17 protein-coding genes are annotated in these 25,526 nt (G+C 35.3%); 10 read left to right on the top strand and 7 right to left on the bottom strand.

Annotated features, from left to right (window positions below; translation table 11 throughout):
- The first annotated feature begins 890 nt into the window (after positions 1-890).
- Entirely contained in the window at positions 891-1,028 is a 138-nt protein-coding gene (locus tag E0I61_RS16330) for an Arm DNA-binding domain-containing protein (RefSeq protein ID WP_165930223.1), read from the top strand.
- Positions 1,029-1,212: 184 nt separating this feature from the next.
- Here the strand turns inward: E0I61_RS16330 and E0I61_RS11855 are convergent, their stop codons facing one another.
- The 7 genes from E0I61_RS11855 to E0I61_RS11825 form a co-directional block, all read right to left on the bottom strand.
- Complete coding sequence (locus E0I61_RS11855) at positions 1,213-3,105, bottom strand: endonuclease/exonuclease/phosphatase family protein (RefSeq protein WP_132071647.1); 1,893 nt, start codon at positions 3,103-3,105, stop codon at positions 1,213-1,215.
- A gap of 194 nt (positions 3,106-3,299) precedes the next feature.
- Positions 3,300-4,538 carry an FN3 domain-containing metallophosphoesterase family protein gene (locus E0I61_RS11850; RefSeq protein ID WP_131998054.1) on the bottom strand — a complete coding sequence of 413 codons (1,239 nt, stop codon included), beginning with the start codon at positions 4,536-4,538 and terminating at the stop codon, positions 3,300-3,302.
- Positions 4,539-5,015: 477 nt separating this feature from the next.
- Complete coding sequence (locus E0I61_RS11845) at positions 5,016-6,575, bottom strand: SusD/RagB family nutrient-binding outer membrane lipoprotein (protein ID WP_131998051.1); 1,560 nt, start codon at positions 6,573-6,575, stop codon at positions 5,016-5,018.
- Positions 6,576-6,627: 52 nt separating this feature from the next.
- The gene (locus E0I61_RS11840; protein ID WP_165930222.1) at positions 6,628-9,963 is read right to left on the bottom strand and encodes a SusC/RagA family TonB-linked outer membrane protein; all 3,336 of its coding nucleotides are present in this window, start codon (positions 9,961-9,963) and stop codon (positions 6,628-6,630) included.
- A gap of 81 nt (positions 9,964-10,044) precedes the next feature.
- Entirely contained in the window at positions 10,045-11,130 is a 1,086-nt protein-coding gene (locus tag E0I61_RS11835; RefSeq protein WP_132071643.1) for a FecR family protein, read from the bottom strand.
- A gap of 181 nt (positions 11,131-11,311) precedes the next feature.
- Positions 11,312-11,836, bottom strand: coding sequence for an RNA polymerase sigma factor (locus tag E0I61_RS11830; RefSeq protein ID WP_132071641.1), 525 nt, complete (start codon positions 11,834-11,836; stop codon positions 11,312-11,314).
- A gap of 307 nt (positions 11,837-12,143) precedes the next feature.
- A complete protein-coding gene (locus E0I61_RS11825; protein ID WP_131998039.1) occupies positions 12,144-12,695 on the bottom strand; it encodes an RNA polymerase sigma factor in 552 nt (183 codons plus the stop codon).
- Between the two features lie 522 nt (positions 12,696-13,217).
- On the opposite strand from E0I61_RS11825, the gene E0I61_RS11820 reads away from it, so the two are divergent.
- The 9 genes from E0I61_RS11820 to E0I61_RS11785 all read left to right on the top strand — a co-directional run.
- Complete coding sequence (locus tag E0I61_RS11820; RefSeq protein ID WP_131998036.1) at positions 13,218-13,424, top strand: hypothetical protein; 207 nt, start codon at positions 13,218-13,220, stop codon at positions 13,422-13,424.
- A 727-nt stretch (positions 13,425-14,151) separates the two neighbouring features.
- The gene (locus tag E0I61_RS11815) at positions 14,152-15,828 is read left to right on the top strand and encodes an FAD-dependent oxidoreductase (RefSeq protein ID WP_131998033.1); all 1,677 of its coding nucleotides are present in this window, start codon (positions 14,152-14,154) and stop codon (positions 15,826-15,828) included.
- Positions 15,829-15,894: 66 nt separating this feature from the next.
- Complete coding sequence (locus E0I61_RS11810) at positions 15,895-18,069, top strand: catalase (protein ID WP_132071640.1); 2,175 nt, start codon at positions 15,895-15,897, stop codon at positions 18,067-18,069.
- Positions 18,070-18,199: 130 nt separating this feature from the next.
- The gene (locus tag E0I61_RS11805; protein ID WP_131998026.1) at positions 18,200-18,652 is read left to right on the top strand and encodes a ferritin-like domain-containing protein; all 453 of its coding nucleotides are present in this window, start codon (positions 18,200-18,202) and stop codon (positions 18,650-18,652) included.
- 221 nt (positions 18,653-18,873) lie between these two features.
- Positions 18,874-19,059 (top strand): Thivi_2564 family membrane protein, encoded by a 186-nt coding sequence (locus E0I61_RS11800; protein WP_131998023.1) that lies wholly within the window; start codon positions 18,874-18,876, stop codon positions 19,057-19,059.
- Between the two features lie 112 nt (positions 19,060-19,171).
- The gene (locus E0I61_RS11795) at positions 19,172-19,366 is read left to right on the top strand and encodes a hypothetical protein (RefSeq protein ID WP_131998020.1); all 195 of its coding nucleotides are present in this window, start codon (positions 19,172-19,174) and stop codon (positions 19,364-19,366) included.
- A 1,080-nt stretch (positions 19,367-20,446) separates the two neighbouring features.
- Positions 20,447-20,569, top strand: a complete 123-nt coding sequence (locus E0I61_RS16555) for a hypothetical protein (protein ID WP_262708582.1) — start codon at positions 20,447-20,449, stop codon at positions 20,567-20,569.
- A 171-nt stretch (positions 20,570-20,740) separates the two neighbouring features.
- On the top strand, positions 20,741-23,137 hold the full coding sequence (locus tag E0I61_RS11790; RefSeq protein WP_132071638.1) for a glycosyltransferase: 2,397 nt from the start codon (positions 20,741-20,743) through the stop codon (positions 23,135-23,137).
- A 1,013-nt stretch (positions 23,138-24,150) separates the two neighbouring features.
- A partial coding sequence (locus E0I61_RS11785) for a SprB repeat-containing protein (RefSeq protein WP_165930221.1) occupies positions 24,151-25,526 on the top strand: 1,376 nt, incomplete at its 3' end.

Genomic DNA, 25,526 nt, shown 5'->3' with positions numbered 1-25,526 from the left:
ATTGACAAAAGACCATCGTTCAATTGAAATAATGGATAAAAGTTTGTTTGTTCTTATTTCGCGATGTTTTGCTCAGATTAGTAACTTGTTTGTACCTCAAAATATGTAAAGCCCAGTAAACAATTGGTGTTAATTTCTGCATCGGAATAGTTATTGAATTAATACTTATTCCTTACCTTTACTTAGTAATAAAGACTTTGAAAGTCTAGTGACCCTATTCTTAAAAAACGTTTCGAAGTCCAGTATTTACTGGTGTTATTATAAAGGCATCGGAGCCTCTTTCCCCACAAAAGAAAAACCTAAAACTTTTGTTTCAGGTTTTTACTTTTTTGTACTGAAATATTCACATTAAAAGGTAAATTTAATTATGTAATTTTTTCTATTACTTTAATCCCTAAAGTGTTCGACAATTGTAAAGAGTTCGACTGCCGAACTCTAACGTCACCTTTATCTACACCTTTTTACCTTTAAAAAACTTAGAATTATTAAAAAACATTAAAAGTACTTAGTTAAACTTTTTAACCTTAAAAAATAATTATTGAATTAAATTATTTAAAATCAGATGATTATATTATAATTTTAAGGTGCCAAAAAAAGTTAAGATCGATATAAGGTGTTCAATTGTGATCCCGGCGACTCCACTAATTCATTTTCAATTGAAACCAAAAGCCTGTAAATCTTAGGATTTACAGGCTTTTTCGTTTCTATTAATTTCAAAAATTATCATTAAATCATAATCGTAAGGATGCTTATTCGGTTACCCTAGAAAAATAATTTTTAGGTACCCGAGTTTCAAACAAGACCTTGTTTAACAAGTAGTTTGAATAATGAACATCTTGACAATAGAAACTTTATAATCTAATTTAATAATCTTCAAAAGTCATCACATTATGAAAAACAAAATTGCAATACTCTTTTATGTAAAGAGTGCTAAAGCATTAAAAAACGGTTTACTGCCAATTTATTTAATAATTACGATTGACGGAGTTCGAATTGAAATTAGCACATCAAAGTATGTTGAAAATTAAAAATAGTCAGTTGCAGCAGGCAAAATTAAAGGTAATTAGAATTGGGTGGTCAATATCATTGGAATTTGAATTCACTGTCTTGTCCTAGTATTACCCAAGCTATGCGCTTCACCACCTAGCAGCCTAATGATGAAAATAATGAAGCCACTACCTTATTATTAAATTATTAAAACAAACTGACCTACTATTCTTTGATAATCTTTATTGTTTGTGTTTTTTCTTGTGAAATAACTTTTATGAAGTAAATACCATTTGAAGAAGCTGCTAAATCTATTGTATTTTGATTATTCGCTTTTAAATCAATAGCCTTATTAAAAATTTCTCTTCCTGCTAAATCTGAAACAATAATTTGTGTAGAAGCATTCTCTGATGAAACTAAAGTTATAAGCCCATTTGATGGATTTGGATAGGCTTTAATTTCTAAAGAAGAATTCTTTAAAGATTTTTTGCTGTTTTTTTCGCGTAGTGTTGCAGGAATAGTCGCAGGTATAGAGATAGTTGCAACCACCGCTTTATGATCAGATGGCCAAGGCAAGGTTGATGCTTCGAAAATATCACTTCCATTACCTGCTGTTGTTGCAAGATTATAAGCATAAGCCCCTACTGGTCCAACTATGGCAGCTGAAGTAGCTCTCACGCCCGCACCTTTATAGAAGATATAATCAATACGATCTCTTTCGTCACTTAAAGGAGTCCAACTGGTGCTTGCTCCTCCATTTGTGGCAACTGCTGGCCACGAAATTCCCGGGTTTAACACCACGTCAGGATATACTTGACGGTAAGCATCGGTAAAGCCATTGTTATTAAGAGAAAGTGTTGTGTCCCATTGGTAAACCACACCATGATGATCGTATAGATTTGCTTGTCTTGAAGTCCAATCTAAGCAAGAAGGCTCATTGAAATCACCCAATAATAGGATCGGACGCGTTTCTGTTTGCATGTACAATATAAAAGCTGCGATTTGTTCGTCCCTTTGAGAACCTAGATTTTGGCCTGAAATTGCTGTTAAACTAATTTCAGGTGTAAAAGGAGATAATGCATTCCATCCGGCATATCTTCCTGAACCACCGCAAGCATAACCACGAGGTAAATAAGTAGCATAATAGGTATAGTCTAAATGTGATGAACAAACAACTACTGTAGTTCCATTTACATTCACATCATAAACTACGACAGCACCTGCCAACACTGGTCCCGATAAAGAAATAGGATATTTACTGATTATGGAAACATCAGAACCTGTTATATATCCTCTATAATAGGTTTTACCAACAGCTGCAAGATCGTTTACTATTTTTGTTGTCCAATCACCAGTATAATTGCGAACTTCCGAAAAACAAACAATATCAGGATTTACCGAATTGATTACATCCCTAATATAAGTCATCCCATTTGGTACAGATGTTCCTTCTTGCCAAACATTAAATTGCATCACTTTTAAGCTAATATTTGCTCCTTGGTCAGCAACGGTGATATAGCCATTTTTAGTTAATGTGTTTACACCATTGGCATTAGTAGCCGTAAGCGTAACTGCATAAGTTCCATTAGTATTATAAGTTACCGTAGGATTCTTTGCTGTACTTGTTGATGGAGTTCCACCAACAAATGACCATGACCATGAAGTTGGAGTGCCTGTTGATTGATCTGTAAATGTAGTTGAACCACCTGTTACTACTGAAGTTGCACTAGCCGTAAAAGCTGCAACCGGAACTGCAGAAGTTGCTCCAACGGTAAAATTAACCATAGCCTTGATGGTATAACCATTATTTGCTAAAAGACATGCTTTGTAATTACCGGCAGTTGCAATTCCAGAAGAAAAAGTAACCGTTCCGCTTGCAATATTTTTTTTGGAGGCTGTTTGTGTTCCACTAGTGTAAAGCCAACCTACATTAGTACCTGAGGCGGGTGTTGTGGTTTGCAGGAACAATCCAATCCAATCCTTTGCGGTTGTTGAACCGGTGAAATTTACTGTTATTGCTTCTCCTATAGTGTAGGAGGTCTTATTTGTTGTCACTGTTTGCGCAGAAACATTCGATGAAAATGCGATAGCAATCAAAATTAATAATAATCTTTTCATAGTATTTTAATTGGTTATATGTTACAAATTATATGCGGTTTCTGTTTTTTAACGCAACAGCTAAAAAAATGCAATAAGTAAATTGTTCAATCAATTTATTAATATTTAACGTGAATCAAGGGTTAAGACATCCTTTATAATTAATTTGAATTAGACTTATCCTCTATCAATCGTTTACAAAAAAGATTCGCCTGCTATCTTTTACTATTTATAAAATATTTCCCTACTTCAGTTCCATCATCTTTTAGCATACTTACATTCAGGCTTTTCATATCTGCTTTTACTTTTATTAAAGTACGGTTGCCTTCTTTTGGTCCCCCACCAATTATAATGGGATACGAATGATCCGTTGTAGGAGGATGAACTCCATAAGTATGCGTATGGCCAGACAGTACAATATCGACCTTATATCTATCAAATAATGGGGCAAATAACTGACGACAATGCATGGTCCCATGTTCTTCATCCGAATGGAAATGTGGAATATGCATCATGACTACACGAAATTTTGCTTTTTTGAATGCTTTAGAACGCATTACTTCTTCAGCCCATTTTCTCTGTTCTTTTCGGTAATCATCAAAACCTACTATTCCTCCGTAAACCTGATGATTGTCTGGTTTATCTTCTCCTGTATCTAAAACTACAGTGAAAACCGGTCCCCATTCATAAGCATAATATCCTTTATCTCCTTTGGTGGAAAAATAATTTTTCAGCTCCCGTGCATACTTTCCTCTTGTTTCATGATTACCACGAACAAACAGGAATGGCTTTGTACTGGCAAAGGATTCAGTACAAGGGTTCAGCATATGATCAATTATTTGTTTTTCATCTTCCTGATAATCAAAAATATCACCATTAAAAAAGACATAATCGAACGCCTCATCCCCATTGAGTTTAAGAAGGTGCGGAATAGAATGCGGGCGGTCATGAATGTCATTCATAATTAACCAGGAAACTTCTTCAGGGTTTTCCTTTGGAGTTGTAAATGAATAGGTATCGCTCGTAATTGTTTCTCCATACTTTAAGGAATAAGGCTGAAAAGAAGTAATCTCTTTGGATACAACCCGATAGCTATAGGCGGTATTCGGCTTAAGATTTTGTAGCGTGACACTATTAATTCTATTGTGCGCATTTACCAAACCATCCGTTACCTGATGCATCTTTTTATCCAAATTATTCCCTTCACCATACTCCAGCCAACTGTAGCAAAGCTTATTGGTGACCCATCGTATTGTCATGCTGTCGGGTGAGGGAACTTGCAAATAAGGTTTGGTAAGAAAAATATGCCCTTCAGAAGGGCGTGCCGTGAAAGTTTCAATAGCAGCTGCATTTGCACTAACTGGTAGCATACTGCCTATGAAACCTAATGCTCCCACTTTAGACATGTTGGCAATAAATTGCCTGCGTGGAAGTTCTTTTTTATCTTTTTTCATATATAGATAATATTTGTTTTTTAAAGGAATATGGAATTCGCATATTTTCATCGGTGTTTGCATCGACTCCAGATATGCTCATTTCATATGCTGATATTTATTGTTTTTTATTAATCATATATAATTGATGACATTTTATACTGTTTTTTTTAGAGTCATCGAACTTTACTCGTATAATATCATTCGTGTTTGTATCACAAAGCCGATATGCTCATTTCATAAATTTAGTACTTTTATTATTTTGTAAGTTCCAATACTCTTAAAAAAATAATTGTTTTCGCCTCACCCATCAAAAATAAATCTGACGAAGCTTTTTCAACTAACAAAAAAATATCGTTACGAGAAAAACATATCTTGTCATTATACTGGGTTGAATTAGTATATCAAAAAATTGTTTATTCATAAAAAACTCCAAACATCAAACTGATACAGTAAAGCAAAAGCAGACGTCCGGAGTTTTAACCAAATTCAAAAGTATTAGTCTTTAAGTAACCACATCATCTGATTGACATTATCATTACCTCCATACTGAGAAGCTACGGCAGCATTCATATTTTCGGTATTATAATCAAGTTCATTAGACGGATAAAGCCAACGCAACGGAAAATTTGTGGTTGGGTTATTCAGATTCGTGGATGGGTTCAGGATAAAAACCGGGTAACCTGTCCTTCTGTTTTCAAACCAAGCACTATAAGTACTTCCTCCATGAAAAAAGCCAGCAAGATATTTCTGGGTAATAATCTGAGAAATTTGATTTTCATTGGTACCTGTAAGAGCAACATTGGCTATATATGTAGCTATATTGGCATCCGTAATTTTCATATTGTGATGATAATCGGCGATATCAGGAGTATAGGCTGCGGTAAACTTCATCGCATTAGTGATACCTGCGGCATAATACGTTTGTGCGGGAGTGCTAATCCATCCTCTAACGGCCGCCTCAGCTAGTACAAACTGAAGTTGCTGGAAACTAAAAACACTAACTGGCTCAGCATTTACCAAGTCGACATAACGGTTATTAATATCCGAATAATCTTTTGTCCCACGCATAGCTCCAAGGCTTGTAATAGAATTTGATGGCTCTGCTCCAACATACGCATTCCAATCAGAAGCTAAAAACCCCGCTGTTATTTTTACCGGTGATGGCTTGGCATAATAAAACAACCGGTTGTCTTGCAATGTCTTTAATGTGTTTATTAAAGTCGTCGACAACATTGAATATTTTGAAAGCACATACGGATTAGAACCAGCAGGGACACTAGACCAAGGATAGTTTTGCCCGGCTGTTACATTGTAAGTAAGTGCAAAATTATCTTTATAATCGCGCATCAATGGACGGTTGGCTACAATATCATTAAAGCGGGTAACAACTTTCAGGTCGGTATCGGCCGTTTTTTTATACAACTGCAGTAACACATGCAATTGAAAACTGTTGGTCAATCTGCGCCAGTTATCTACCTTACCTGCGTATATAGGGTCTCCATCAAAATTAGTTCCTTCGGAAAAAAGGATATTAGCTTGATCCAATTCATTTAAAATACCCAAAAAGACTGCCTTCTGTGAATCATATTTAGGTTTTATAATGGCATCCGTTTCTCCCTTTACGGCATCCGAATAAGGAATATCCCCCACCTGCATGGTTGTTTGAAAAAACTGCCAAGCTCTGATAAAATGCCCAAGTCCGGTATACGATTTCTTAAGTCCCTCATTGGGTGCAAAATCAATCATTGGTTTTATATTTCTCAATAAGGTAATACGGTTAAAATTGGTACGACCTAGCTTATTATATTGGAAATCTGTTGGACCACCCTCATTCCAAGTCATGTATTTACCCAGTAGGGACGGTTGTATAAAAGTCTTTGTACTACTGATGTCACTACGGGTAATACTTAAAATCATACTAGTTGCCAGCATCCCGGAACTAACCTGAGTAGCAGCATTAGGATTGGTATTAATCTCATCAAAATTAGAACAGCCAGTTACCATGATTGCCGCTATTGGTACTAATAGTGCATATCTTAAAAATTTTATTTTCATGTTTATATATTTTTATTTTACAGATCGTAATTAAATAAATGAATCTACTTGTTTAAAATCCTAATTTAAAGTTCATTCCAACCATACGTTGTGAAGGTGCATTCAAATCTTCAGAACCAACATCCGGATCGGAAAACTTGAATTTGGTTATCAAAAAGACATTTTGTGCCGTTAGTGTAACCGAAGCACTATTTACCCCTATTTTACCCAATATTTTGGATGGCAATGCATAGCCTACAGATATTTCACGAAGTTTAACAAATGATGCTTTTTCTGCACCATAATTTCCTCCCCTAGTATATTGGGCATAATCTTGATAGGATATGGCATTATCGTTAGGGGCATATACGCGATCATCGGAAACTATTTCGCCATTACTATCAAAAACTACAGTACCTGATACCACTTTTACGCCCTGACCTACATAGTTAGTCAAGCCATTTACTACCTCATCATAACGGTATTGATTGATCGTGCCTGGATGGGTACCGGAATCCCACATTTTATCCTCAATAGAGTTGAACATTAACCCACCTATACGACCATCGACAACCAAACCAACATTAAAGCCACCAATCCTAAAATTGTTTATGAATCCAAAACTGAAATCGGCATCATAATTACCATATTTCTTCACATAATCACTCTCTACAGTGTACCCATTATTATGTATTAAATTTCCGGAAGGATCCCTAAGCCAGTATCTATCTGTATAAACATCTTTCCTTAGCCCTTTCTTAACAAAGGGGCTTTTGGGAGAATATATTGGATCAAGCTCTCCATAATAAACATGATTGTTAGACCAGTTGATGGTTGACTGCCATTCGAAATTTGCTTTCTTTATAATTGTACCATCAACAGTCAATTCAAAGCCCTTACGCACACTTGTTTCTTTTGTATTAACCAAAGTTGAAGAAAAGCCAGACGAGTTCGGGATGGAAACAGAAAGTTGTTGGTTATAATAATATTTATTAAAATAAGCCAAATCCATATGCAACCTCTTTTTAAATAAATAGGCGGCTGTACCGATTTCCCAGGTACGCTGCGCACTTGGTTCAAGACCTTCACCAAGCAAACTGGAAGGATAGCTGGCAGAGTTTAAAGTATTCCAAGCAATATTTGTGGTGCTAAACGTACGATTGGTAGCATATACTCCTGCAGCTGTTTTTGACAAAGCCCAAGAACCACGAATCTTGAACATATCAATCACTTCTGGAAGTTTTACTAATTCTGACAATACAATACTGGAACCTAAAGAAGGATAGAAAAAAGAACGCTCCGCTTTGGGCTGGGATGAATTCCAGTCATTCCTTCCGGTAGCATCCAAAAACACAGCATTATTCCAACTAAAAGAAGTACTTGCATATAAGCTATTTACCTGTCTGGAGCTGTAACCCGGAGATACAGTAGCTTGTTCAACTGAGCCGTTAAGCGAATAAAAAGTAGGTGAAGTTAATCCGTTTTTTGTGGAAGCAAATAAACTTTGATCCACCCAACGATAGACAGTAGCACCTCCCAAAGCATTAACGTTCCATTTATCGACTTTTTTATTATAGGTCAAGATGAGATCGTCGCTGGTACTCCAACCCCAAGTTTTGGATATATTATAAAGTCCTTTTGCATTCCAACCACCTCTGGTAGAGAAAATGTTTGCCGTAGGATTTCTTTGTGTTGATTCATTGGAATACACGTCATAGCCAACACGTAGCATCAATTTTAGATCTTTAGAAAAATTATAATTAGCCGTAAAGTTAGCATTAATGGTGTTTTGTTGTATTCCGTTTAGTTTTTCATAAGCAATCAAATAGGGATTATCGTACCAGTTGTTATAAAGCCAGTTTTGCTTTTTATTAGGTATTTCCCAGTAATCCTTGTATTGACGAATGTCGTAGTCGGCACCGGTCCACATGGTAAGCTGGTACAAATACCCTTGATTATTATAACCACTGCCCCATACTTGTGGAGCTGTTCTGCGGCTTATCCCCACATGACTCTCCAGTGTAAACTTTTCGGAAGCTTTAATCTCCCCCCCTACTGTAAAGTTTAACATATTTAACTGTTGATTCGGAAACTGTCCTTTATTATGTATTTGATTGAGCGAAACCCTGAAACTTCCCGCATCCCCACTTTGGGCAATACTAAAATTATTATTGGTGACCAAGCCAGTTTGCATAAAATTTCTAAGGTTATTTTTTCCGCTTGAAACCAAAGGCAAATCTTCCATTTGTTTGGTAACGGGATTCCATTGCATAGCTGTTGTGCCAACATCCAGTTTTGGCCCCCATACATAGTCATCATTTGGAGAACCGTAAGATCCTTTCCCATATGATGATTGCGTTTCAGGTATGGCCAAAAAACCGGTTTGAAACATGGTACTGCTATTTACATCAATCGAAAGTCCTTTGCCTGAAGCACCCTTCTTGGTTGTAATCAACATGACTCCCGCCTGCCCTCTAGAACCATAGAGTGCAGCAGCTGTAGGTCCTTTCAGAAAATCAATTTTTTCGATATCATCTGTTGGGACATCTCTTAGTGTCATATTTCCATAAGGTACGCCGTCGATTACCAGTAATGCTGCTTCGCCTCTCATTAGCAATTGAGGTTTACCATTGAACTCCGTAGAGTTTTTTACTACTAATCCCGATACTCTTCCTGTAAGAGAGGTACCTATATCTACTCCTTTTACCGTTTGCAACGAAGCTCCTTCCACTTTCTGGGAAGAATACCCCAAGGCTTTTTCCTGACGTTTAATACCCAAGGCCGTCACCACTACTTCTTCCAAATTATTTTCAAGTGGCAACAAAACGATATTTAATGTTGTGCTTTTTTTTGCAACAATTTGCTGGGAAGTAAAACCCAAATAAGAAATAACCAGCACAGCTCCTTCTTCCACTTCGATAGAAAAATCACCATTTGCATCTGTCGTCACCCCTTTGTTAGTTCCTTTGACAGCAATAGTTGCACTTGGAACAGGCTGATTATTATTGTCAGTAACCTTTCCTTTTATTACAATTTTCTCCTGATTACTTTTTTGTACTGAAGACTCTTTCCTTGCTATACTTTGAATCCCCACCATGTTACCTGACCTAAGGAATTGCCAACCGGTCAACTTAGATAATTGTTGTAAGGTCTCCTCCAGAGTTCTTTCTTTTTTGGGAAGGTCAATTTTCACGGCACCTTTTACCACTGTCTCATTATAGGTAAATTGGACTTCAAAAAGTTTTTCCACTTTTTTAATTACTTGTTCAACAGGGGCATTTCGAAAGCCAAAAATGGCTTTCTGTTTAGCAAAAGCAAACAGCTGATTTGATACGAGTAAGGAAACAAGCAAGATATAGATCATTGGTCGTTTCAATGCGCAATATTTTCTTTTAACATTTTTTTTCATAAAGCAATTGTTTTTTGGTTTTAGTATGCGTTTTTCGTGTTTTTTTTTATAAGGCATTTTATTGATTAAAATTTGGGTTAGTTATTCAATAATGACGCTGTCACCAGCAAAAGAATATTGGCAATCAATACTAAAGCAGACAATTTTCAATACATCCTGCAAGGATGCATCCTGATATTCACCGTTGATAAAATGTTTTTTAATTTCAGGATTCTTCACCACTATTTTTACTTGATACCATTCTTCCAGTTGTTCAATTACATTAGACATTGGTGTTTTATTAAAGGCTATACGACCATTTATCCAGGAACGCAATTGAAAAGAATCAAATTTTCCTTTTTGCAAATTCATACCCTTTATGCTCACCCCTTTTTCGCCAGGCAAAAGAAAAACAGTTGTTTTTTTATCATTCTTTCTTGTATCAGCAACCTTCACTTTACCTTCCAAGAGATCAATTTCAATGTCTCTTGAATTCGTTTGTCTGCCTCGCACATAAAATTCTGTACCTAGCGCAGTGGTGGCAATTTTTTCTGTTGTTACCGTAAATGGTTTCTGAGGATTTTTCGCTACTTTAAAAAATGCATTCCCAATCAAAAAAACTTCTCTTTTGCACGTATTGAAATCTTTATTCAATGCTATACTACTGTTCGAATTCAGTATAACGGTGGAGCCGTCAGGCAATGTTACCGTTTGGCGATGACCTGCAGCACTATGATAACTTAACATTTCTGTTTTTGGCAATTGTTCTTCAGACGTCCCTATTCCCAGTTGAAAAAACCGGACAGCAATAAACAGAATTAAAGAGGCCGCTGCCAGATAAGTGGCTACCAAACGGAAAGTTCTACGTTTTTTCTGTCTTTTTTCTATTACCAAATTTGCTGCAGACAAACCTGACTCCTGAAAAACAGTCGTATTATTTGCTTGAAGTTTTCGATCTTGTAATTCCTGACGTACTTTATCAATCTGCCTGTTCACTTCCGAAGAGGTTAGTCCCCCGTGTAGTGACAAAACCAGTCTTTTAGCTTCGTCAAAAACAACTCTTTGTTCCGGGCTGTCATTAATAATGGTTTGCCAGTGTGAGAAGTGTTTTGGATTTGTATTTAAACAATAGTCTACAAAACTATCATCCAACATTATTTCTTCAATAGTATAAATAGGTCCTTTCATGAATTCACTTTATTAACGTTATAGTAATAGATAGAAACCTTCTGTTTTTTTACCCGTTTTTAAGAAGTTTTTTTTAAAATTTTCTAAAAACGGTAAAACGGTAAATCAAGGAAGAGGAATAAAAACTGTTATTTGATCAGGCTTAAAAAGAAAATTCAGCTATGGGAATGATAGCGATAAATTAGTAGCGCAACCGTTCTATACATTCAACTGTTCGAAGTTTTTTAATAGCTTCATGCAGTTTATTATAAACAGTCCTGACAGAAAGCGATGTCTCTTCGGCTATTTCTTCAAAGCTCATATGCTCATAAAAACGCAATTGCAATAATTGACGTTGTCTTGCAGGAAGACCTTTGATAGCATCTCTTAAAACAAAGCCAATCTCTTCCTCTTCGATTTGTTTCACCAGATACTCTTCATAAGATTGTTCAGAAGGTTCCTTTATGAAAATATTGTCCCGAAAAAGTACACGGTGTTTTTTAGATTTTTGAAGATGGGTAATAAGCCATCTTTTGTATGAAACAAACAAATATGCTTTTAGATTATCAACATGCTGCAATTTATCCCGATTATCCCATAAATGAATGAAGAATTGATTCAGGGCATCTTTGGTCATTTCGACATCAGACGTGAATTTAACACCATACCGAAACAATTCGTTATAGTACCTATCCATTAAGGCAAATAATGATTTTTCATTAATCAATTGATCCAATGTAATTTTGAAGATATTACCCCCGGGTGAAATGACATATCAAGTTTTTTTAGCTCCTTTAAAAAAATAAATTTGTTCCGGGTTGTCACTCCAGTAGTATAAATACGACCTTTCTGAAAATTATTTTGATAAGGTTTTAATAATAGATAGAAAGTCAGTGCTTTTTTACCCGTTTTTAAGAAGTTTTTTTATTTAAATGAAAGGAAAAAAGACAAATTCCAAGAAAATGGGGTAAAAGTTGTTAAAAAATCCAGTTGAAAAAAGGAATAAATAACGACGGTAATGATCGCGAAAATTATTAGCGCAATCGTTCAATGGGCTGATGTACCCGTAGTCTTTTGATTGCCTCGTGCAGTTTATTGTAAACAGTCCTTACAGAAAGTGAGGTCTCCTCGGCTATTTCTTCAAAGCTCATATGTTCATAAAAACGCAATTGCAATAATTGTCGTTGTCTTGCAGGAAGACTTTTTATGGCATTTTTTAAAATTTGGGCAATCTTTTCCTCTTCGATTTGTTTAACCAGATACTCTTCATAAGATTGTTCAGAAAGTTCATTTGCATGATTATCGTCAAGAGAAAGTACACGGTGCTTTTGTGATCTTTGAAGATGGGTAATAAGCCACCTTTTATAAGAGACAAATAAATATGCTTTTAGGTTATCAACATGCTGCAATTTATCCCGATTATCCCATAAATGGATGAAAAATTGATTCAGGGCATCTTTAGTCATCTCCACATCAGCCGTAAATTTAACACCATAACGAAACAGTTCGTTATAATACCTATCCATTAGAGAGAACAATATTTCCTCATCGGGTAACTGGTCTGATATTGATTCCTTATTATCCAAAAATTACTATATAGTTATTGTATCCCTTGATTTATGTTATTTTACGTAAATAATCGGGCAATATTAATAATTTAATTAATTACTGAATCTATTTTTAATTTTAATTAATCATTAAATAATATATAACTACGAAAAAACTTATCATTCTGAATTTGGTTTATACCCATCTCTAGTTACAGTTTTCCTTCTCTTAAAATTTCACTTTGCAAGATCTTGAAATTCAATATAGACTTCCTATTTCGTTTTGCATATCTACATTTTCAAATACCAAAAAATAGAAAAAGAATTAAGCTAGTATATTGATAAAATGTAGTCTTCCATTACTCTTTAATCCCTTGCGTTCTTAGTCTGAATGTCATAACTTTTTAGTATAATTACATAGCTTATATAAAAATTAAGCATTCACCTTTGTTTTTGTGATAATTACGTACTAATCTAATAAACAAAGTTATGAAATTCAAAAATGCACTCCCTTCCATAGCAATGCTGCTGGTTGTATTTATGTCCAGTTGCAATAACGAAATGGATGAGAATATAACAGCTGAGATGGCGTTAGTTGAAAAATCGGCTTCGCTGATGACTAAAATATCTGCAGTAAATGAAACTGTTGCTTCTCAGTCAAGTGTTGGTGGATTACAAGGTATAAATCTAGGTGTTTCAGGCGAATTTGTGATTCTGTCAAAAACAGGAATTACTAACGTTTATAAATCTGCCGTTATTGGCGCTTAAGGTTCAAGCCCTATCACCGGAGCTGCTATTCTACTAAAATGTTCAGAAGTAACAGGGACAATATACACCGTTGACGCAGTAGATCCGCTTCCATGCAGAGTAACTAATGCCACAAGATTAACCACCTCTGTAAGTGATATGCAAACCGCCTACACTGAAGCCGCTGCGGAGAACTAAATGAAATATACATCGGCATTATACCAAATCGAATAGGCTAAAACATATGCCGTAATGGTATAAGTTGCTATCCAGACGGAACAGACCAATAAAACAAAGAGCGTTGCTTAATAAGCGACGCTCTATTTTGTTATCTAAAAAAATTACCGCAAAAGACCACGAGTTTATGATGTGTTAAAAAAAACTATAATTTTCTAAAAATGAGACACTTACTTTATATTGTTAAATTTATTTTTGTAAATTTATAACTCAAAAAAAATACCAGAAGTAAAAAGGAAACCGGTATGAGCTGAAGGTAAACTAAAACTAACAACCCACGAAGCAAAACTAAGCATTAAAAAAAATTACGATGCTGAAGTTATTGTTTATCATAAAGTACATAATGAAATTCTAGAAATGTCAGATATACTTGCCGACGGCATCGTTAAAGAATTTCCGGAAAAATTTAAACCAGGAATTATTAAGAAATCTTCAAAATAAAATGGAAGATTTCTTTCAATAAATTTCACATTGGCGGAAAAACAATGAAAGTCATTAAAGCAAAACGGATATGAAAAAACCTACTGCAAAAATAAAATCAACAGACAAAGCCACTCCTGGCGTGTTACAAACTCATGTTAAAGCTCCTGAGAATATATCTGCTTCCAAACCCGTAAATGGGACTATTACCTCGGGAGATAATCTTTCCTTTTGGTTTTCATCGTCCAAAAAGCCAATAGCTTTCGAGAAATTAAACCAGAATCTTGATACTGATATTTTAGTTATAGGTGGAGGAATCGCTGGGCTTACCACTGCTTATTGTCTTGCAAAGGAAGGACGTAAGGTAATTTTGGTTGAAGACGGATTTATTGGTAGCGGAGAAACCGGAAGAACCACGGCTCATATTACCTGTGCCCTTGATGATCATTATTTTGAATTGGAAAAAATTTTCGATGAGCATACTGCGCAATTAGCTGCCAATAGTCACATGGCTGCTATTGAATGGATAGCAAACACCGTTAAACATCATAAAATTAATTGCCATTTTAAAAGAGTTGATGGCTATTTGTTTTTACACCCTTCTGATACCAAAGAAACATTAGAAAAGGAATATGAAGCTACAAAACGTGCGGGACTTATTACCGAGATGTTGAATTCCGTTCCGTCCCTTGCGGCTGAAAAAAATAAGTGGTGCATTAAGTTTGCAGACCAGGCACAGTTTCATGTGCTTCTTTATCTTAAAGGATTGGCGAATGCCTTTATAAAATTAGGCGGAAAAATATATACAGAAACAAAAGCGGAAAACATCACCAACGAAGGAGCTACTGCAAACGGTTTTAAAGTAAAAGCAAATCATATTGTAGTGGCAACGAATACCCCCATTAATGACTGGGTAACCATGCATACCAAACAATGGCCTTATCGCACGTATGTGATCGCTGCCAAAATTCCAAAAGGAAAACTACCTTATGCATTGTGGTGGGACACAGGAGATCAAGACTCAAAATGGATATCTAAGCCTTATCATTATGTTCGTTTAGAAGAATTTGATGAACACTATGATATGTTGATTGCTGGAGGAGAAGACCATCGCACGGGGCAGGCTGACGATGAACATATCAAAGAAGAAGACCGCTACGATAAACTGGAGAAATGGACAAAGAAACATTTTCCAACTATTAAAACAATCGAATTCAAATGGTCAGGTCAGGTAATGGAACCCCTTGATTCATTAGCATACATTGGCAAGAATCCAGGCGACGATAACATTTATATCATAACTGGTGATTCCGGCAACGGTATGACACACGGAACCCTTGGCGGAATGATAATCACCGACATAATTACCGGAAGAGAAAATCCTTGGATTAAAATGTACAGTCCGTCTCGCATTACATTAAAAACCACCGGTGATTATTTGCACGAAGTGGGAAACATGGTGGCACAATATGTAGACTGGTTTAGTGCAGAACATATAAAAGAAGTAGGCAATTTTAAACCCGGTGAAGGTGGGATTATTTCCTCGGGATTTAAAAAAATAGCAGTATATCGTGACGAACAAAATAATCTTCATACCTGCACTGCAGTATGTCCTCACTTAGGTGGCATATTGCAATGGAACGCTGACGAAAAAACATTTGATTGTCCTATGCACGGCTCCCGTTTTACCAATGAAGGCAAAGTAATAAATGGACCCGCAACCTCCGATCTAAAAAAAATCATTATTAACAAAGAACGTGAAGTTTAAAAGTTAATACCTGCCTAAAACAACACTCATTTCAAATAGTAAAATAAATTAACAAATTCATTTATTATGGCAAAGAAAGAACCATCAAAAACAAAAGAGATTGACAATCTTAAAATTAATGACCTTGCTAAAAACACGGAGAGTGGTCAAGGTGAATTTTTAACCACGAATCATGGCTTGCGTATTAATGATGATCAAAACTCTTTAAAGGCAGGCGAACGTGGCGCAACTTTACTGGAAGACTTTCACTTTCGTGAAAAGATTACGCACTTTGATCATGAAAGAATTCCAGAACGCATTGTGCATGCCAGGGGAAGTGCGGCACATGGATATTTTGAACTACACGAATCCATGACAAAATATACTAAAGCCAAATTCCTGCAAACTCCAGGTAAGCAAACTCCCGTATTTGTAAGGTTCAGCACCGTTGCAGGCTCACGAGGTTCATCGGATTTAGCACGTGACCCGAGAGGATTTGCAGTTAAGTTTTATACCGAAGAAGGCAACTATGATTTAGTTGGGAATAATATTCCTGTATTTTTTATTCAGGATGCACTTAAGTTTCCAGATCTTATTCATGCTGTAAAACCGGAGCCGCACAACGAAATGCCGCAGGCAGGATCCGCGCATGACACCTTTTGGGATTTTGTTTCCCTGATGCCAGAGAGCATGCACATGATTATGTGGGCGATGAGCGATCGTGCTATACCGAGAAGCTTGCGAATGATGGAGGGATTTGGCATTCATACTTTTCGTTTCATAAATGAAAATAATAAATCAGTATTTGTAAAGTTTCATTGGAAACCCGTGTTGGGTGTTCATTCTGTTACATGGGATGAGGCACAAAAAATTTCGGGAAGGGACACTGATTATCATCGTAGAGATTTATGGGAAGCAATAGAAACTGGTAACTTTCCGGAATGGAATTTTGGCGTGCAGATTGTAGCGGAAGAAGACGAACATAAGTTTGATTTTGATTTGCTTGATCCTACCAAAATTATTCCTGAAGAAATTGTTCCTGTGCAGATAATTGGCAAAATGACATTGAATCGTAATCCTGATAATTTTTTTGCGGAAACCGAGCAGGTAGCTTTTCATCCCGGTCATATTGTTTCCGGAATTGATTTCAGTAATGACCCATTATTACAAGGCCGATTATTCTCATACACAGACACACAACTTAGCCGACTGGGAGGTCCTAACTTTCATGAAATACCTATCAATCGTCCCATTGCACCTGTTCACAACAATCAACGGGATGGAATAATGAGGCAAACCATTAATGCAGGTCAGTCGAGTTATAATCCTAACACGACAGGAAATGGATGTCCGTTCCAAGCCGGAACGAAGGATGGAGGATTTGTTTCCTACAATGAGCGTATTGATGCCAGAAAAGTCCGTGCACGCAGTCAAAGTTTTTTTGATCATTTCAGTCAGGCAACATTATTCTACAACAGCCAGAGCGAACCTGAAAAAAATCATATTATCGATGCCTTGCGATTTGAATTAGGCAAACTGGAAACAGAAGCAATACGTGTGCGGGTAGTAGGAATGCTTACTCAAGTGGACAAAACGCTTGCTGCAAAAGTTGCGGAAGGCTTAGGCATACCGGTTCCAAAAGCACCTGAACAGCCAATGAATCAAAGTATTCCTGCTGATGGCGATCCAATGAAATTTCAACCTATAAAAGTGCAACCTACATTGCAAAGTTCAGCAGCATTAAGTATGGAGAATACAGTTAAGGATAGTATTAAGACCCGACAGGTAGCGATACTTACCGCAGATGGGATTGATGAAATTTCATTAAATACCATGAGAGAAGCACTTGAAGCCGCAGGAGCACAGACAAAAATTATTGCGCCTCACTTAGGATTTATTGCAGCGGCAACGGGCAAACAAATAAAAGTGGATCAAAGCTTTCTGACCGCAGCTTCCGTTTTATTTGACGCAGTATATGTGCCGGATGGGAAGCAAAGTGCTACTGCATTAAAAGAAGAACCTGATGCTATCCATTTCATTAATGAAGCGTATAAACATTGTAAAGCGATAGCTGCTGATGGAGCCGGGGCCGATTTCGTCTATCTGACTGCTGCCGGAGTTAAAATTCAAAACGAAGACAAAGCAGATAAAAACAACCTTACAATTGGAGTGTTGCTTAATCGTGATGCTAAAGAATTTATAAAAGCAATTGCACAACATCGGTTTTGGGAGCGAGAAAAAACGGGTAAGGTTCCTGCTTAGGATGAATTATCACACGGCAAATAATTCGGATAAATAATAATAATAATAAAGATGAATCTAAAGTTCGAAAATTAACGGCAAAAATTAACAATAAATAATAATTATTCTTAACAATTTAAAAATAAATAAAATGGACAAGGAAAAATCAATTGACGTGTTAAACACACTCATCGAAATCAACAACGACAGAATTGAAGGGTACGAAACCGCTTCTGAGGAGACGGAAGAAAAAGATTTAAAAACCTTGTTCTCTCAATTAATGAAAACCAGTCAAAAATGCAAAACAGAACTTGTTAACGAAGTTCAAAAACTGGGAGGAACACCAATTGAAGGAACCCGGACAACCGGCAAGTTTTTTAGAGTCTGGATGGACGTCAAAGCTGCACTAACTGGTAAGGACCGTAAAGCAATACTCAATTCATGCGAGTTTGGTGAGGACGTTGCAGTAGCTACTTATGTTAAAGTATTAAAAAATGATATTGAAGACATTACTTCCGAACATCAAGACCTGTTAAAAGCACAATACGCATTAATAAAAGCCGATCATGACAAAGTAAAAGGCTTACGAGATATGTCGTCCTAGCATTAATAAATTTTATAAAATAGGTTTAAATAGCGGCAAGAGATGAATTTATCCCTTGCCCTATTTATCTTCCTTTAAAATTAACAGCATCATTTGATATGATACCAATGACATTAACCTCTTCATTTTAAATGCGTGAATAATGTAACTTATTTTTTAAATTATATAATGCTTTCTGGAATTAACCGGGATACTTTTAATTAACTTCTAAATCATATTTTATGTCACTACTTACTGTATTACTTGTATTAATTGTTGTAGGTGTTCTTCTTTGGCTTGTCAATACCTATATACCTATGGATGGCACAATCAAAAAAATACTTAACATTGTGGTTATTATTGTAGTGATTATTTGGCTTCTCAAGGTGTTTGGGCTTTTCAACAGCTTGATGGATGTACAGGTATAAAAATCCATGTTGCATTCATATATTAGTTCTGAAATCGAACAATTTTCAAAAAACAATAATCCGATACAAAAATTAAATTTTATATATCAACAAACCTTTAAAACTAAAAATCATGAATCTAAAAAGAATCTTTGGAGCGTTACTTACTGCTCTCGGAATAGGTGGTCTTATTTATACTGCAGTAATATTTATGGATACCTCTGGCGGTACACGTGACATTAAAATGCTCGTCATTTATGGTATATTGGGTCTTATATTCTTCATATCAGGCATTAGCTTAGTTCGTACAACAAAAGATGAATCATAGTTTTTTAAATAAAAAAACAACTAATTTAACAGTATTTATCTTATTTCTAGTTTGTCCTAACGGCAGCTAAAACATAGGAGTTTCTCAACCTTCCGTCTATTAACAACGAAAAGGAACTAGAGCCTCCTACACGTTAATCAGTAAATGCTTTTGAAATACCTATATAAATTAGTAATTGATTTGCATTTCTAAATTTTTTATAAAAAATGCACGCTTTGGCGCATCAGATAGAGACGGTAAATGTCCTGATTCTGATAGAGATGGCGTTCCCACTATTGATAACCGTTGTCTAACTACAAAAGGTACTATCCTAAACAAAGGTTGTCCTGATATTATTCCTCGGGATACCAAAAAATTACGGATATCGCCAGTACACTTTTCTTCAAGAATACCAACGATAAACTAAAAATAGATACTTTGATTCAACTAGACGAGTTGGAAAACCTATTAAACCGTTACAAAAGTACATACTTGCTTATTGAGAGATGCAGACAGTAATGATACAGATTGTCTACAACTTAAATCTCTCACAAGGTTATACCGATTCTGTAAAAAGATACTTAGCTGGTTGAGCAATCTCTGAAACTAGATTAAAACTATAAGATTTGGCCAAAATAGTGATTAATAAAACTTCTTTTGGTCGTGCAAAAACAGAAGAGTCTAATTGAAAACATCGTATTAAAGAGATATATTAACTGGTTCAATGTTAGTTTGGAAGAAGAAGGCTATTAGTCATCAATAGGCTTTTTTGTTTTAAGAATTTTGCAAAAAAATCTATGTCTAAGTACAAGGATTTTAAATATTTTATTTGCTTCACAAGGAATCCCTAGCAAGATTTTGCGAAGTAATTATACAAAACACCTAGCTGGTTGACATGGCTTATAACCCAACAACATTAATTTGGGGCGTTTCTTTTATAACAACTTGATAATAAGTAAATAATACAACTTTTTAACAGATTTTTGCAACAGATTTTAACATTAGAAATCGAACTTTACATTTCAATAGCGAAAAAAATTCTAAAAGTTATTGTCTTCTTACTAATGTTTTTTTTAAGGAAGCCAATCAAAATAAGGAATCATGATAGCAGGTAAAAAGAAAATATACTATTTATCTGCTTGCGCTGCGGTAAAGGACTTACAAAATTCGATAAAAGAAATTGCTCGATTGCCTTACCCTTCATTTAAACCCGAATTGATATGAGAATTGATATGAGAATTGAAAGAAGATGTAAATAATGTATGTTTCCTTATTGATACGGCATTATGTAGAGATACACTTTAACTTTATTAAGGCGCTGCCGACGAACTGATAGGTTTCACATCTGTTGGTCAATATTAATTACTGAAAGAATTAATGCTTAATACTAAAAAAATGAGAAACAGAATCACAACTAAAAGTTCCAATGCACGATCTGCAGGAAGTCAAAAAAAAAGATATTCTTCTGGGTCCAATGCTATATATATTCCTGAGACTAAAAAGAAGTTGCCCGAAATTTTATTTATTACTTCGTATCCTCCTCGCGAATGTGGCATTGCGACATATTCTCAAGATTTGATTAAGGTATTGAATAACAAATTCAAATATTCATTCAAGATAAAAATTTGTCCGTTAGAATCCAAAAATGAGCAACATGTTTACTCCGAACCAACACAATATATTCTCAATACAGACCATTCAAATGCTTTCCAAAATTTAGCATCCAAAATTAATGATAACACTGCTATTCAAATTGTATTGGTACAACATGAATTTGGGTTGTTTAGAAAGAACGAGGCTGATTTTAGACAGTTTTTAAATACTGTTCTAAAACCTGTAATCATTGTTTTTCATACCGTATTGCCAAATCCAAATGAATTATTAAAAGAAAACGTAAAAAAAATAACCGGATCGGCTCATTCTATTATTGTAATGACCAGTTCATCCGCAAAAATTTTAATGAATGATTACGAGATTGCTCCAGAAAAAATCACCATTATTGCGCATGGAACGCATTTAGTTCCTCATTCTGACAAAGCACTTTTGAAGGAAAAATATAAATTAACGGGTAGAAACGTACTTTCCACTTTTGGATTACTTAGTTCTGGAAAAAGCATTGAAACCACGCTGGATGCGTTACCCAAGATAATCAAAGAAAATCACGATGTACTGTTTCTAATTATTGGAAAGACACATCCATCTGTCGCAAAAGAAGAAGGGGAAAAATATCGATTAATGCTTGAAGCAAAGATTGAAACCCTGCAACTGCAAAATCACGTACAATTTATAAATCGCTATTTGTCCCTATCGGATCTATTGGAATATTTACAGCTTACTGATATTTATTTGTTTACATCCAAAGATCCAAACCAAGCTGTCAGTGGCACTTTTTCTTATGCCATGAGTTGCGGATGCCCAATTGTTTCCACCCCGATTCCGCATGCCTGCGAAGTATTGTGTGGTGGATCTGGAATTATTGTAGATTTTGGAAACGTTCAACAATTAGCCGCAGAAGTAAACCATTTGTTACTTGACGAGCAATTAAGAAAAAACATCAGTGCCAACGGATTGCACAAAATAGCACCAACAGCATGGGAAAATGCAGCAATTGCTCACGCTTTATTATTCGAAAAAATTGCAGAAGACACGCTCTCTTTGCATTATAAAATTCCCAAAATTAATTTGGATCACATAAAAAAATTAACCACTTCTTTTGGAATGATTCAGTTTTCAAATATAAATCAGCCAGATATAAATTCCGGCTACACATTAGATGATAACGCAAGAGCAATGGTTGCAATGTGCCAACATTTTGAATTAACAAAAGACGTAGCTGATTTAGAATACATCTATATCTATTTTGATTTTATCAAATATTGCATGCAGCCTGGAGGACATTTCTTAAATTATGTAGATGAATATCGCCAATTTACAAATCAAAATAATACAACTAACCTATCCGATTCCAATGGAAGAGCGATATGGGCATTGGGATACTTGATTTCTATAGGTGATTTGATACCAAAAGATTTAGCGAAAGCAGCACAAACTACCCTGTATACCGCTTTGTTGAATGTCAATAAAATACATTCTACAAGAGCGATGGCATTTATAATAAAAGGAGTGTATTATAGTAATACAAAAAATAAATTGGCACAAAATGTAGTTTTAATAACAGAACTGGCCAATCGATTGGTTCAAATGTACAGACACGAATCCGACAAAGATTGGGCTTGGTTCGAGAGCTATCTTACTTATGGAAACAGCATTTTGCCCGAAGCCTTATTGTGCGCTTGGTTAGCAACTGGAGATGCTGTTTATAAAGAAACTGCCAAATCCTCATTTGACTTTCTTTTGTCAAAAATATTCAGAGAAGATTGCATAAAAGTAGTTTCTAATAAAGGATGGTTGTATAAAGAAAAGGAGGCTATCTCAATACCAGTAGGAGGCGAACAACCCATAGATGTAGCCTATACAATTTTGGCATTAAGCAAATTCTATGATGCCTTTAAAGACGATGTCTATTTACAAAAAATGGAAATTGCTTTCAGCTGGTTTTTAGGAAACAATCATTTGCAACAAATTATTTATAACCCCTGTACCGGAGGATGTTATGATGGACTGGAAGACACTTACATCAATTTGAACCAAGGGGCAGAATCTACAGTAAGTTATTTAATGGCAAGACTGACAGTTAAAAAAACATTCAAAAAAATACTTAAACATTCGAGTGCCACAGAAAGTCAAATGGAGCATTATTTGAAATTGAATAGCAAAAATCAATTTGCATAATGTGTTAATGCTAAAAGAATTCTTAGTAATAAAAGAAACACTTATCTTTTAGCTTACATATAATAATCAAGTATTTGTATTAGAATAAGCCGTCTCAACACATTGGGATGGCTTATTTTTATCTGATATAAATATTTGCTTTTTTGGAATATTTGACGAGATCTTACCTAAACTAAAAGATCCAAATTTGTCATCTAAAAATCAATATAAAACGCTATGAAACGATAAAAATAGAAGAGCAATTTGTTGCTTTTAACATAATTTAATTATTAGAATAATTTATGTAATAAAAATACTAATTAATTAATAGCCAGACAATTAACAAACTATTTATTATTAATATTTTATTACTGCAAAGCTTTTCTTAACGAAATATGTACTTTGTCGGAAATAATAGAATGTTGTCTTATTTAGTTTTTTTTTTTTGATGTTATACCTAACTTTGGTTCCACAAAAACTTATTCGATTTAAGTTGTTTTTTAGACGACTTTAAGTTTATATTAGGAGATAGATTTTGTTCCCCACATTTTATATTCCTATGTTTGAGGGTTCACTTCAATTATTTTTTACTTGAAGATGACTTAGTAATGGTTAGATACATTTCCCCAATGTGTACCTCCCAGTAATAACCTTTTTACCTGTTTTAATTTAATCGTTTTGAAATTAATCTAATAAATTTTTACAAATCGATTTCGGTAAATGATAAAGGTGTTTTTATCGTCCTGATAAAAACATTCTTTTGATGATGGTTGCCTTCATTATTTTATCTGAAGATGTGTACTCGCCTTAAATCTGTTTACTTCCTAATTAAATCAAATATATGGTGTTAAAATACTATTATTATGAAAAAGAATACATTTTTTAAGTTTTTCGATTTCTTATACAACAAAATAATAAGTTGTTTTTTAATGAAAAACACTATTTCTAAATTAAATTTAAAAAAATTTAATAAGAGAAATCCTTTAGATTACCTATCAAGTTTATGGTGTCTTTATTGGCACCGATGGCTTACTATGTCACTATTATTGGTGACAATTTTAATGACAAATAGTACGGTTAATGCACAAGGATCTATTAGAGGTATAGTGCCTGTAATATCGCCTAAAAATGGTTCTGGAGTTGATGGAGATGCTTTTGCTCATTCTCCTGCTGGGTATGAAAATATAGGTGACTTATTTGACTCTCAGCATCCTACCGTTTCTGGTCACGGTGTGATTAACCCATTAACTGGGGAACTCCTGTATCCCGGTCAAACTTTTTTCCTGCAGGATAGGTATATAAACGATTTAACCATTTTTACTTCATCTAATAAGATTAATGACAATCCCAACACTTATACTTGGGGTCCAGGAAGTTCACCAAACAAAAATGAAATCCAAAATGCAGGTGCTCATTTTTCTTATGGAGATCCTGCATTAGGTGGATTATCAACTGATTTATGGGCTTTATTTGCTGGTGACCGTCAGGTTACTAATGGTAGTAGTTATATTGATTTCGAGTTTTTGCAGAAATCATTGACTATCACTGGCGCAACTACTAGCGCAAATGGAACAATTACTGGAGGTAGTGGAAGTTTTACTTCTTTAGGTACCGACGGCGGTCGTACGGTCGGTGACATTCTGATCACTATCGAGTTTACCAATGGAGGTGGCGATGCAAATGCAGTAATTCGTGTATGGACTGCTAAAGCAGGAGGTGGTTTTGAATATGTAATTCATCCAAACTCAGAATTTCTGGGTAGAATTTTCATTACTAATAATACCTCAATAACCCATGTACCTTTTGATGTATATGGTAGCGATCCCAATGGAACCGGTATAGGTGGAGATTATGGTGTGAATCAATGGGCTGAGGGAGCTATCAATCTTACCCAAGTGTTCGGCCTTGCAAAAGACCCTTGTTTTTCACTCAGTACATTATTTATTAGAACTAGATCTTCTGGAAACTCACAACAATCTGAATTGAAAGATTTCCCGGGAGCTCCCATTCAATTCATAGTAGACTCTAATCCAAAAGCAGTGGCAGTTGCTACTAATCCAGCTTGTAATGGAGGGTTTGGTTCAATAAATCTTACTGTAACAGGAGGTATAGGTCCTTATACTTATTCATGGACAGGTCCCAATAATTTTACAGCAAGCACTGAGGATCTTAGTAATATTTTAGCAGGTACTTATCAATGGGAAGTAAAAGATTCCAAAGGATGTATAGCAACAGGATCGGTAGTTCTGGCTGAACCACCACCGATATTGGTATCATCTGCGGTTGCCAATAATCCACTTTGCTTTGGGGTAGCCAATACCGGCTTTACCATCACAGCATCTGGGGGAACTGGAACTTTGATGTATTCAAAAGACAATGGTATTACTTACGTAGCTTCCGGAGTATTCAC

Origin of the sequence: Flavobacterium ranwuense (genome assembly GCF_004349315.1) — a bacterium.
Taxonomy (GTDB): Bacteria; Bacteroidota; Bacteroidia; order Flavobacteriales; family Flavobacteriaceae; genus Flavobacterium; species Flavobacterium ranwuense.
Note: the sequence above shows the minus strand (reverse complement) of the source record. Positions and strands in the feature narration are given on the sequence as shown.